At 32.0% G+C, this 12,144-nt stretch carries 11 protein-coding genes; 5 read left to right on the top strand and 6 right to left on the bottom strand.

All coding sequences use genetic code 11. The features are described from left to right. Positions 1–6 precede the first annotated feature (6 nt). Together COJ46_RS00175 and COJ46_RS00170 are read left to right on the top strand one after the other, a co-directional pair. Entirely contained in the window at positions 7–483 is a 477-nt protein-coding gene (locus COJ46_RS00175; RefSeq protein WP_097978312.1) for a GNAT family N-acetyltransferase, read from the top strand. A 16-nt stretch (positions 484–499) separates the two neighbouring features. Then, on the top strand, positions 500–982 hold the full coding sequence (locus COJ46_RS00170) for a methylated-DNA--[protein]-cysteine S-methyltransferase (RefSeq protein ID WP_097978311.1): 483 nt from the start codon (positions 500–502) through the stop codon (positions 980–982). A gap of 70 nt (positions 983–1,052) precedes the next feature. On the opposite strand, the gene COJ46_RS00165 is transcribed toward COJ46_RS00170, so the two are convergent. The 4 genes from COJ46_RS00165 to COJ46_RS00150 all read right to left on the bottom strand — a co-directional run bounded on the left by COJ46_RS00165 (position 1,053) and on the right by COJ46_RS00150 (position 7,325). Then, entirely contained in the window at positions 1,053–2,204 is a 1,152-nt protein-coding gene (locus COJ46_RS00165) for an AI-2E family transporter (RefSeq protein WP_097978310.1), read from the bottom strand. Positions 2,205–2,389: 185 nt separating this feature from the next. Continuing rightward, positions 2,390–4,312: an LTA synthase family protein gene (locus COJ46_RS00160; protein WP_097978309.1), complete on the bottom strand. Its 1,923-nt coding sequence runs from the start codon at positions 4,310–4,312 to the stop codon at positions 2,390–2,392. 222 nt (positions 4,313–4,534) lie between these two features. Further along, on the bottom strand, positions 4,535–6,412 hold the full coding sequence (locus COJ46_RS00155) for a vWA domain-containing protein (protein WP_097978308.1): 1,878 nt from the start codon (positions 6,410–6,412) through the stop codon (positions 4,535–4,537). 19 nt (positions 6,413–6,431) lie between these two features. Beyond that, positions 6,432–7,325 carry an ATP-binding protein gene (locus COJ46_RS00150; RefSeq protein ID WP_097978307.1) on the bottom strand — a complete coding sequence of 298 codons (894 nt, stop codon included), beginning with the start codon at positions 7,323–7,325 and terminating at the stop codon, positions 6,432–6,434. 385 nt (positions 7,326–7,710) lie between these two features. On the opposite strand from COJ46_RS00150, the gene pflB reads away from it, so the two are divergent. The 3 genes from pflB to COJ46_RS00135 all read left to right on the top strand — a co-directional run bounded on the left by pflB (position 7,711) and on the right by COJ46_RS00135 (position 11,138). Continuing rightward, entirely contained in the window at positions 7,711–9,936 is a 2,226-nt protein-coding gene (gene pflB / locus COJ46_RS00145) for a formate C-acetyltransferase (RefSeq protein WP_420488157.1), read from the top strand. Between the two features lie 95 nt (positions 9,937–10,031). Continuing rightward, entirely contained in the window at positions 10,032–10,781 is a 750-nt protein-coding gene (gene pflA / locus COJ46_RS00140) for a pyruvate formate-lyase-activating protein (RefSeq protein WP_098565568.1), read from the top strand. 177 nt (positions 10,782–10,958) lie between these two features. Further along, positions 10,959–11,138, top strand: coding sequence for a hypothetical protein (locus COJ46_RS00135; RefSeq protein ID WP_091023201.1), 180 nt, complete (start codon positions 10,959–10,961; stop codon positions 11,136–11,138). 106 nt (positions 11,139–11,244) lie between these two features. Here COJ46_RS00135 and COJ46_RS00130 read toward each other — a convergent pair whose 3' ends face one another. Further along, entirely contained in the window at positions 11,245–11,370 is a 126-nt protein-coding gene (locus tag COJ46_RS00130; protein ID WP_069035250.1) for a YfhE family protein, read from the bottom strand. A 68-nt stretch (positions 11,371–11,438) separates the two neighbouring features. Beyond that, the gene (locus COJ46_RS00125; protein ID WP_025671591.1) at positions 11,439–11,999 is read right to left on the bottom strand and encodes a GNAT family N-acetyltransferase; all 561 of its coding nucleotides are present in this window, start codon (positions 11,997–11,999) and stop codon (positions 11,439–11,441) included. Between the last annotated feature and the right edge of the window lie 145 nt (positions 12,000–12,144).

The raw sequence follows: 12,144 nt of genomic DNA, 5'->3' as shown, positions 1-12,144 counted from the left end.
AATAAAATGAATTTGAGGTTGGCAGAAATAAAAGATATAGATCAATTAATTAAGATGAGATGGGACTTTACTTTAGAAGATTACGAGACTGGAAGAATGAAAGAGAGCGAATACAATGACTTTTACAGTGAATGTCGTGATTTCTTACTAAATGCAATAAACAGTAAACAATGGTACATATGGGTTGCTGAAATAGAAGGTACAATTGTTTCCCATATTTATATTGAACTTATTCAAAAAGTACCTCGACCTGGTAGAGTGACTAAACCTTTTGCTTTCATGACGAATGTATATACATTAAAGGATTATCGAGAGAAGGGGATTGGAGGAAAATTAATCTCCCAAGTTAATAAATGGGTAGGCGAAATGAACTTCGAATTTGTTATTGTTTGGCCAAGCGAACAAGGTGTTAATTTTTATAAGCGAAACGGTTATAATCAATGTATTGAAGCAATGGAGTATTTTCCAAATTTAGATAAATAATCTAGGAGAATGATTTATGAATCAATTAGATACAGCTTATATAGACACTCCGTTAGGTACATTAAGGATCGTTGGGAATGAAAAAGGAGTAGCATTTATTGATTTTGTCAAAGAAGAGAATGACGAAATTCAAAAAATAGTGCCACCTTCTTTGAAGAATGCAGGAAATGAATTGATTGAATATTTCAGTGGATTTAGGAAGGAATTTAGTATTCAGTCAATTGCAAAAGGAACTCCTTTTCAAGAAAGTGTGTGGCGGGAATTAGTTAAAATTAAATATGGAGAAACTGCTTCATATGCAGATATTGCTAATCGTATAGGGAACCCGAAGGCAGTAAGAGCTGTTGCGAATGCAAATGCAAGAAATCCATTAAGTATCATCGTTCCATGCCATCGCATTATTGGGTCAAATGGTAAGCTAACAGGCTATGCTGGTGGACTGTGGAGGAAAGAATGGCTCTTAAATAGAGAGCAGGGAAGAGAGACGTTTAAATTGTAAAAAGAAAGAGCAGGAATAAAGGAAGTGTTAAGAGTGAATATCACTCCGGCTTCATTATTCTTGCTCTTATTTATTCTTTTGGCTCGTTATCGTTATTAATGTTTATTTCGATATTTGTTTCAATATCGTCATCAATAATCTTATCCGCGAATTTCGCTTTTTTCCTTAAATTGATGATTCTAGTTATATTAACAATCACTACTTTACATATTGCGTATGTTGGCACAGCTAAAACCATACCAAGTACACCTGCAAAGTTACCAGCGAATAATAATAATAGAATAATCGTTAAAGGATGAATATTTAACTTTTTCCCCATGATATATGGTGAGATTAAGTTGGAATCAATTTGTTGAACAATTAAAATGATCAGTACAACGAATAAAGCTAATTTAGGAGAAATTAGAAAAGCAACGATCACTGCAGGAGCTCCACCAATAAACGGGCCAAAGTAAGGGATAATATTTGTAATAGCAGCTACTAACGCTAAAATTAAGGCATTAGGTATGCCGATAATACTATATCCAATAAATGTTCCAATTCCAACAAAAATACAAACAATCGTTTGACCTTGAATGTAAGAAGCCAATGTTTCGCTTGTTTCATTTGCAATATGAATTGCTTCATTCCTTAAGCTTTGTGGTAAAAAACGAGACATCGCAGCTGGAAATTTATGACCATCTTTAAACATATAAAACAGTATAAATGGAACTGTTAATATGATTAACGTTACATTACTTAAAATATTGAAAAATGCACCAATTCCACCAGTTATGCCACCGATAAATACTAGGGCATAGTCTGCAACTTTCTTTTCTAAATCTTTAATTTCAACGTAATTTTGACTTCCTAACCATTTCTCTAATAGGCCAATCTTATTTGTTGCTTCATTTACAATTGTTGGCATATTATTTACCAAATCTTTAAATTGTTCAGTTAAGGTTGGGAATACATTAATGATAGATACTACAGCAATTAGGATTAATCCGAGATAGAGAAGAAGAATGCCTATCGAGCGGGGCACTTTTTTTCGCTCTAAAAAATCAACTATTGGTGCAAATAGGAAATATAGAAAGATTGAGACAAGTATTGGCGCAAATAAAGTACTAATTAAAATAGCAATTGGTTGAAATAAGAATGATATTTTTGTTCCAACGAATAAGACTAAGAATAATAATAGTAGTTCGATCGTCCAAAATAATAACTTAGAGTTTTTATACAATTAATATCCTCCCACTATATTTTAATTAAAAAACTATGTATAAATACCATATTATAACAAAAAGAGATGCTTGTAAAAGCATCTCTCGGTGTATAGATAAAATACAAAAAAATGATTTTCATATTCAGACTGTTGACAAACTAAAAATTTAATAACTAGACTGTGAGGTTCTTTTGAAGTACACTTTACTGATTTGGGTCAGTTATTGTTTGCATTGTACCTGTTTTATGCTTGTTGCCACTGTAGAAACGGAATAAATCACCGTAAACAATATTATCTGAAAGTGTTAGCTCTTTTTTGGCTTTATCAATTAGTAGTTTCGCTTCTTGATCAGGAACTTCTACTTTTTCAGCAGTTAATCGATTATAAAATTCATTAGAGCCAGCTACATAATAATATTTACTTGTAACGAAGCTGCCATCACGGAAAACAATGAATTCCGAATAATCTGGGCTAAATAGATCTTTACCAAATTCAATATCTGTTTTTGTATCAACGCCTAACAGATGAAGAATGGTAGGTTTTACATCAATTTGACCAGCAACCTTTGAGATCGTTTGACCTTGTTTTTGCTTAGGTAAATGAATAATAAATGGCGTACGTTGTAAATCCATATGGTCATATGGAGTAATTTCGTCTTTACCTAAGAACTGAGCCATTGCACGATTATGGTTTTCAGAAATACCATAATGATCACCATACATAACAAGAATTGTATTATCATATAGACCTGATTTTTTCAGACCTTCAACAAAGTGTTTAATTGATTCATCCATATATCGTACTGTTGTTACATAACGATCAAGTGTCTCGTCACCAGAATTATATTGATCAATGTATTGATCTTGTGGATCAAGTACGAAAGGATAGTGGTTTGATAAAGTTAAGAATCTAGTATAAAACGGTTGTTTCACTTGTGATAAAAGAGGAAGTGATTGTTCAAAGAAATCTTCATCCTTTAATCCCCAGTTTACAGAGTTTTCATCGGTAATATTATAATCTACTTCATTAAAGTAGCGATCGTAGCCTAAAGAAGGGTACATTACATTTCGATTCCAGAAGCTTTTATTATTTGCATGGAAAACAGCTGAATAATAGCCTTGATATTTTAAAATTTCAGGAGTAGCCATATATTCGTTATTTGCATGTGTAAAATAGACAGCACCGCGGTCTAATGGATATAAAGAGTTATCAATAATGAACTCAGCATCAGATGTTTTTCCTTGACCAGTTTGGTGATAGAAGTGGTCAAAATAATAACTTTCTTTAATGTATTTATTTAAAAATGGAGTTATTTCTTTACCATTAACCTTTGCGCCAATTGTGAAATTTTGCATTGACTCTAAAGAAATAACAATAACATTTTTACCTTTATATTTACCGAAAAGCTTTGCATTTGCTTTTGCGCCGTTACTATTTACATAGTTTTCAATTTCAGTTAATTTACTGCTATCTGCAAAGGCCTTTTGTGTTGAAGTCTTTGTTTGAAGTGATAAATCATAACCTTGGTAAACATATAATCCAAGATTTTTTACTAGCATTTCACGATCAAACGAACGAGTAAGCAATTCAGGTCTTTCCATTTCAGCTAAACCTAAGTTTAAAACTGCAATTGCAATCGTTATTAAATAGTAAGTTGACTTCATAAATGAAGGTACACGACCAGTGTTTGAAAATTTAGGAAATTTCTTTGAGATCAAATATAGGATAAGAATATCAATAAACATAAATAGAATTTTAAAGCTTGCTAGTTCTTTTACACTTGATCCTAAATCACCCATATTACTAGTTTGGAACAGCACTGGTAATGTTATGAAGTCGTTAAAGAATCCGTAAAATAAAACGTTTCCACATAAAAGCAAGGTTAAAATGAAATTAATCAATAGCGCGATCGTATTCCGTTTTTTCCCTTTGAAAAAAAGTGCGATCCCTACAAGGAATAATGAGGATGCCAAAGGGCTAATAAATAATATTACATTTTGAAAGACTGTATCAATTTTTAAATCGAATCCAAACAGAGTAACAATATACGTTTTTAGCCAAACTACTAACGCAACCAGTAATACGAATCGTACACGTGAAAATGTTGCTTTAATTGAAGTAGGCATAGTCCTAATCCCCCTTAAATACAAAACAAACTAGCGGTTATTCACTAGCTTTTCTTTAAATATGCATCTCTCTAAGTCGTCAAAATTTATCGTACTCCGTTTAATTTTAAAAATCAATAGGAAATACGATTTCGTTATGTAAATCTGTTCGACAAAATTTATAAAATAAAAAGAAATAGGCCACTAGTAAGCCTATTTCTTTTCATTTTATGGACAACTATCTTATTCTATGCTTCTTAATAATAATTTTTTTAACATTGGTTTTAGTTGAAGTCTTAAATCTTCTGCATTTGAGGCGATTAAGTAATGGTGCTGATAAATATTTTTCATTAATTGTGAAGTTTCTTCTTGATGTTCTTCTTCCTCAATGAATGTACCGATTACCTCAATTCCAAGTTTTCTAGCTTGTTTAACTGCTTCATGTGTATCGATAATCCCATCCTGGAAATAATCTAATGCTGAAGGTTCGCCATCTGTAAACACGAGCAAAAATTTATGCTTTTCCGAACGTTTAGCGAGTTCTTCTGAAACAATTCGAATCATTAAGCCGTCACGATTATCCTCTTCTTCTTGAAGTTGCATAATGTTTGGACCTACTGAAGGCGATAAAGAGCTTGAAAACGGAATGACTTGATGTAAAATATTTGGTTTGTCTTCTTTTGTTGCATTTGAAGCATCCTCCCAAAAGCCACTAATGCTATGAGAGATTTTTAATTGTTTTAATGTTTCATGGAATAAAATGACGCTTTTTTTCACTTCATCCATTTTATTAAACATCGATCCAGAGCAATCAACTAATAAGTAGAAAACGGCATCTAATTCTTTCGATTCAGTTTGTTTTTTATAAAACATTTTAGGATTTTCTTCTGTGAAAAGTCGAATCCATTTTTTATTTAACCTGCCATAGTATTTATCAGTAGGTGCATTTTGTTTATTTTCTAATGATTTTTCAATCGTTTTTCTTAGTTCTTTAACATCTTTAGATACCATTGAAGACAATGTAGAATACTGTTTCTTTTCGGTAACTGTTTGCCCAATTGCCTCTTTATATTTAATAGAAACATTACTATTGTATTTACCAAAAGGATTTTGCTGTGAAGAGGATGAATTCGTAGCCTCATATGAATCAGTTTGTTTTGACTTTTTATTTTCCCCTTGTTTGGAGGAACCAAATGCATTTGCAATTGCCTGATCGCTGGCCTCTTCTTCACGTGCAAAGTTTGCTTTAATAGAAGTTTTTGTACCACTTTCAACTTCAAATCGTAAAAAATTATCATCTGTTTCATTATTTTTGCTTTCTCTATGCCAGGTTGATAATCTTTCGTCTTCGCTATTTCTTTCATCAAGACCCTCTTGCTGGTCGTCATTTTGAAGCTCTTTTACTTTACTATTACATGAAGCTAATTCGTTAATTTTATTTAACGGTAAATAGCCAAAATATGTGTGAATCATATCTTCCTTATACAATGAGAGTAGTCTCTGCTGCACTCTAAATACAATGGAAGAAACATCACTTGTTTTCTTAGCTTCAAACGCTTGGAAGAGGATTGGTAAAATATCCTCGAGTTGTTCATTCATTTGATAAGTTAATTGAGTAGAAGTAAGTGAAAGATAAATTAAACAAAACAATTGATCTAATTGGAAATTACGCATTTCATTTGCTTTAAATTGTGATTGAAAATAATGTCTATATATTCTTTTTCTCGTAGAAAATAACTGTCTTGTACCTGGTCTTTGATGAATAATTAACTCTTCAAGTCGGATATCCTCAAGAAGGACAAACAATTGTGTGAAAAAACTTTTTAAATGAGTTTCCTGTAATTCCTTTAGTGTATCTTTGAATTCACTAAAATCTGAGTAATGTTTATTACCTAAAGCTTTTAAGTATACATCTGATTTCAAACCTTGTAGCTGTGTATTATACTCTTGTGTATCCCAAAAATGACTTACAGTAAATTTTTGCTCTTCATCGTCGTAATACGCCTGAAAATCAAATTCTAAAAATGAACTTCGATCTTTCGAAAGAGAAATCGATAAATTTTCCATTTGAAGAAAAGTGGAAGCGTCGATTTTTTTATTGTTAAAAATGATTTGTTTCATATGTTAATCATCACTCATTTCAAGAAAGAAAATAACTTTCAGCTAGTTCTCTAACAGTCTCACGCTCAATGTCATCACTTAATTTAGCGATAATTGTGCGTTCAATTGCTCGAAGTACTGGTATATGAACAGATAAATCACATGCGTCAAGAACACCGCGAATACTTGCTGCATCTTCACTAATTCTGCCTTCACTTGCTAATGGGATTAAATCACTTGAAAAGCTTGTGAATTTCTTTAGTAGGTCTTCATCTTTTAGTTCAGATTCATCTTTTAATAACTGAAGTAATGATTCCCCGTTAATGTATGGAACATCTATAATAATGAAGCGATTTTTTAAAGCTTCATTTAATTCGCTTGTTCCTACATATCCTTCATTTATTGCGGCGATTACCCTAAAGTTTTCGTCACCTTTAACTACTTCTTGAGTAAATGGATTTGTAATCATTTTTCGATAATCAAGTGCACCATGTAGTAATGGTAATGTTTCTGGTTTAGCCATGTTAATTTCATCGATGTATAAAATATGACCTTTTTTCATTGCTTTCATTAAAGGTCCATCGATGAAAACTACTTCAGATCCGTTCGAATTAGAGGCAATTGTGTTGTATCCAACAATACCTTCTAAATCTAAATCAACTGAACAGTTTATGCTATGCATCGGTTGATAAAGCAATTTTGAAAGAGTCTCAGCTAAAACCGTTTTACCACTTCCTGTTGGTCCTTTTAATAATATATTTTTACCAAGAAGAAGGGCAGTAATAGCATCTTCTAAAATCGTTGTGTCTTGAGAAACATATTGTTTTGTTCCGATTAATAATTGTTCTTCTTTTAAAACTTTTTGAATTTGTTCATTATATATTAAATTTAATTTTTCATTAATCGAATTAGAAAGATTTAGTTTTGTATTCATAATTACTCCTTTAAAGAAACATTGTTCAATTTGAGATTATTCATTTTTGTATTAACCATTGTATTATCGTATATCCGGATTGTGAATGTCTTGTCCACTTTTTTAGTGAATTTGCTAATACAGTAACTATCTTTTGAGTATAACAGTTTGTTGTTTAACTGGAAAGTTTTCAGAGTGAATTACTATATATATGAAGCAAATGTAATTTAGTGGAAAGAATTAGTTGTTTATATGAGTTAACTTCTTAATTACTTTGTTCAATGTTTCACAATATGTTCATAATATAAGTGAAAGTTTCAGTTCATCGTATGATAAATTAAATACGTAATCTGTTATATACTTAATTAACTTTCTGTATTATATGCAGAAGAGGAGGAGTAATACGATGGAACAATGGAGACAATTTGAAACTGGACGATGGGAAAAATCGATTGATGTAAGAAACTTTATTCAAAAAAATGTTAAATCTTATGTTGGGGATGAATCTTTTCTTGTTGGGCCAACAGATGCAACTAGCAAACTTTGGGATATAGTACTTAAATTATCTAAAGAAGAACGCCAAAAGGGCGGAGTTTTAGATATGGATACGAAAATTGTATCTACAATCACTTCACATGAACCTGGTTACTTAGAGAAAGAATTAGAGCAAATTGTTGGATTCCAAACGGATAAACCTTTTAAACGATCATTACAACCATATGGTGGGATTCGAATGGCTGAGGCAGCTTGTGAATCCTATGGATATAAAGTTGACGAAGAAATAAGCAAAATATTTTCAGAATACCGAAAAACACATAATCAAGGCGTATTTGATGCTTATACAGCAGAAATGAAAGCAGCAAGACGTTCGGGTGTTATTACAGGTCTACCTGATGCATATGGTCGTGGAAGAATTATAGGTGACTATAGAAGAGTAGCATTATATGGTGTAGATCGACTGATTAAAGATAAAATTGATACTTTAAATAAAACGACAAGTGTTATGTCAGAAGAAGTAATACGAGATCGTGAAGAACTAAATGAACAAATCCGTGCATTAAATGAATTAAAACAAATGGCTGCAAAACATGGATTTGATATTTCTGGACCTGCAACAAATGCAAAAGAAGCTTTCCAATGGTTATATTTTGGCTATTTAGCAGCAATAAAAGAGCAAAATGGAGCAGCAATGAGCTTAGGCCGAGTATCGACATTTTTAGATATATATATTGAACGCGATCTTGAAGAAAATACTTTAACTGAACAAGAGGCTCAAGAATTAGTCGATCATTTTGTAATGAAACTACGATTAGTTATGTTTGCTCGTACACCTGATTATAATGAATTATTTTCTGGTGATCCTACATGGGTAACTGAATCAATCGGTGGAATTGGAATAGATGGTCGTCCACTTGTAACGAAAAACTCGTTCCGCTTTTTAAATACATTAGATAACTTAGGACCGGCTCCAGAACCTAACTTAACAGTACTTTGGTCAGCAAAATTACCAGTCGGATTTAAGCAATATTGCGCTAAAATGTCAATTAAAACTAGCTCAATTCAATATGAAAATGATGATATCATGCGTCCGGAATATGGTGATGATTATGGTATTGCATGTTGCGTTTCTGCTATGACAATCGGTAAACAAATGCAATTCTTTGGTGCACGTGCAAATCTAGCTAAAGCATTGTTATATGCAATTAATGGTGGTAAAGATGAAAAGTCGAAAGCACAAGTAGCACCTATGTATGCTCCGATTACATCAGAGTATCTTGACTATGAAGAAGTAAAAGTTAAGTTTGATGTTTTATTAGATTGGTTAGCAGGCTTATACGTTAATACATTAAATTGTATTCACTATATGCATGATAAATATAGCTATGAACGAATTGAAATGGCACTACATGATGCAAATATAAAACGTACAATGGCAACAGGTATCGCTGGCTTGTCAGTTTGTGCTGATTCATTATCTGCTATTAAACATGCAAAAGTTAAAACAATTCGAGATGAGAATGGTATTGTCGTTGATTTCGAAATTGAAGGAGAGTATCCAAAATACGGAAACAACGATGATCTTGTTGATGACATTGCAGTTGAACTTGTTGAAAGCTTTATGGCTAAAGTAAGAAAACATAAAACATATCGTAATTCAATTCATACAACATCAGTTCTAACGATTACGTCAAATGTTGTATATGGTAAAAAGACAGGTAATACACCAGACGGAAGAAAAGCAGGTGAACCATTTGCCCCTGGTGCTAACCCATTACACGGACGCGATACAAACGGAGCGTTAGCATCATTAAGTTCTGTAGCAAAATTACCTTATGAAGATGCACAAGATGGAATTTCAAATACTTTCTCAATCGTTCCAAAAGCATTAGGTAAAGATGAGAGTACACAAAAATTAAACTTAGTAGCTATGTTAGATGGTTATACAGAAAAGGGCGGACATCACTTAAACGTAAATGTATTCAATCGAGAAACATTAATGGATGCGATGGAACATCCTGAAGAATATCCACAATTAACGATTAGAGTCTCGGGTTATGCAGTTAACTTCATAAAACTAACTAGGGAACAACAAATTGACGTAATAAATAGAACTTTCCACGGTTCTATGTAAAAATCCCTGTAATTCATGCCTAGTGAGGGAAATGCTTCACTAGGCTTTAATGTTTTTACTAAATTAGGAAAATAATAGTTAAGAGGTGAATGACAATGGTTTCAGGAAATATACATTCAATTGAAACTTGTGGAACTGTTGATGGACCAGGTCTTAGGTATGTAATCTTTACTCAAGGATGTTTATTAAGATGTCAATATTGTCATAACGCAGATACGTGGAAAATTGGAGTAGGTAAAGAAATATCAGTTGATCAAGTAATGAAGGATATCAAGACCTATATCCCATTTATGAGATCATCTGGAGGTGGCGTTACGGTTAGTGGTGGAGAACCATTATTACAATTAGACTTTCTATTAGAACTGTTTAAATCTTGTAGAAAAAATGGGATTCATACAACGATTGATACATCTGGTGGATGTTTCAGTACTGATCCAAACTTTCTATTAAAATTAGACGAAGTATTAGAATACACAGATTTAGTATTATTAGATTTAAAGCATTTTGATGAAAAAAAACATATAAAACTTACGGGAAAATCAAATGAGCAGATTAAATGCTTTGCTAAATACTTGGACAAGAGAAATATCCCGGTTTGGATTAGACATGTCTTAGTTCCTGGAATGACCGACTCTGAAGAGGATCTAATAAAACTAGGTGGCTTTATAGACACTTTAAGTAACGTGGAAAAAATAGAAATTTTACCATATCATCAATTAGGAGTTTATAAATGGGAAGTATTAGGATTAAAATATCCTTTAAAAGATATTCAACCACCATCAAATGAAAGTGTAAATCATGCTTATCAACTATTAACTCAAATGAAAGAATGTCAAACTTGTTAATAAAACTAATTACTTTGAACTGTCCTTTAAATTTTAGTAGGCGTCTAACATTTAAAGGGCAGTTTATTTTATAAGCTTTTTAAGATTATTTAGACGATTGACTAAAATAAATTTGAGGTTAGTGAATATAATGAAAAATAGTCATTTTTAGTTTCTTATTTTAAAGGGTGAATTTTTATGAAGGAGTTTCGATTTTCTTGGTATGTTTTACTAGATGATCAGAATGGAATCGAAGGGGGATCTTTTGTTCGAGGAGAAAAAATTGAAGATGAAATGCATCGAATAAAGGAAAAACTTAGTAAGGAATATTATGTTAGACCGTCCTCGGTTTATATTATTGAATCAAGTGAAATTTAAATAAGATATTGTAAATTTTGCAAGATGGTTATACGGAGCATTACTGGTTATAAAGTTATTCTAGAAAAACAAAAAAGGCTTCCTAAGAAAGCCTTTTTGAATAAAATTATTTGCCTATGCCATTAAAATTAGTATAACCTGCAGCACGATCAGCTCTTTTAAATTCCTTTGCATATAATACTTCTTGAGTAGAACTTAAATTACGTCTCGTTTTATCTTTTCGTTTATCCACAAAAAACACCTCGCTAAGTTATAAAATCCTTAGTAAGTCTCTCCATTTTTTGTGGCTGATATACTTAATTATGCTTCTTTTAAATGTGTAACTTCATGTTGTTGGTAATCTTCACGCATTGTATGCAATAAATAATTGTCTTTAGTAATTTCAAATAGATCGTAAATTTCTTCATTTTGATTTATTTCATCATATAGACATTTACGTGATTCATTTGCTAATGATGCGTATGGTAGTTTACTTGCAGCATAAAAAGAGCGTTTATTCACTTTACGAATACGCATAAAAATAGAGTTGATTCCTAAATCGTGAAATAACTCATGGAAGAAAGCGTCTTTTGCTGGTTTATTATAACCCATTCCGTGAAAAGGTTTGCCTAACCAAGTTCCTAAAAAGCCATATCCATCTTCAATATCATGTAAAGAAATGTTACCAATAGGGTTACCCCACTCATCTAAGATTGTTCTTGATATCATTTTTCCTTGTTCTTCTAGTTCGATTGCTTGTTTTGTGATAAATAAGAATTCTTCGTACGAATTTGCTTTATGGCGCACAAAGGGAAAGACATCAGGATGCACCATAAGTTCAAAAAGTACAGAACAATCTTGTAAATCTCGCTGTTTCAGCATCTCTACTCCTCCTCATAATAAGGGTAGCGAAAGAAGGTTACGCCACCCGCGAAATTTTTGTGAGGACTAAACAATAAAATTTAAAGTCCTGTGAAGTGCATTAATTATGAATAAATTATGAATAATTTTTTAATGCACCCTAAAA

The sequence above is a fragment of the Bacillus sp. AFS077874 genome, from assembly GCF_002566505.1.
Taxonomy (GTDB): domain Bacteria; phylum Bacillota; class Bacilli; order Bacillales; family Bacillaceae_G; genus Gottfriedia.
Note: the sequence above shows the minus strand (reverse complement) of the source record. Positions and strands in the feature narration are given on the sequence as shown.

Bases quoted from the DNA above. Each gene is read 5' to 3' on its own strand.
- COJ46_RS00170 (WP_097978311.1), top strand. From the start codon at position 500: ATGAATCAATTAGATACAGCTTATATAGACACTCCGTTAGGTACATTA.
- COJ46_RS00125 (WP_025671591.1), bottom strand. From the start codon at position 11,999: ATGCTGAAACAGCGAGATTTACAAGATTGTTCTGTACTTTTTGAACTT.
- COJ46_RS00135 (WP_091023201.1), top strand. From the start codon at position 10,959: ATGAAGGAGTTTCGATTTTCTTGGTATGTTTTACTAGATGATCAGAAT.
- pflA (WP_098565568.1), top strand. From the start codon at position 10,032: ATGGTTTCAGGAAATATACATTCAATTGAAACTTGTGGAACTGTTGAT.
- COJ46_RS00155 (WP_097978308.1), bottom strand. From the start codon at position 6,412: ATGAAACAAATCATTTTTAACAATAAAAAAATCGACGCTTCCACTTTT.
- COJ46_RS00160 (WP_097978309.1), bottom strand. From the start codon at position 4,312: ATGCCTACTTCAATTAAAGCAACATTTTCACGTGTACGATTCGTATTA.
- COJ46_RS00150 (WP_097978307.1), bottom strand. From the start codon at position 7,325: ATGAATACAAAACTAAATCTTTCTAATTCGATTAATGAAAAATTAAAT.
- COJ46_RS00175 (WP_097978312.1), top strand. From the start codon at position 7: ATGAATTTGAGGTTGGCAGAAATAAAAGATATAGATCAATTAATTAAG.
- pflB (WP_420488157.1), top strand. From the start codon at position 7,711: ATGGAACAATGGAGACAATTTGAAACTGGACGATGGGAAAAATCGATT.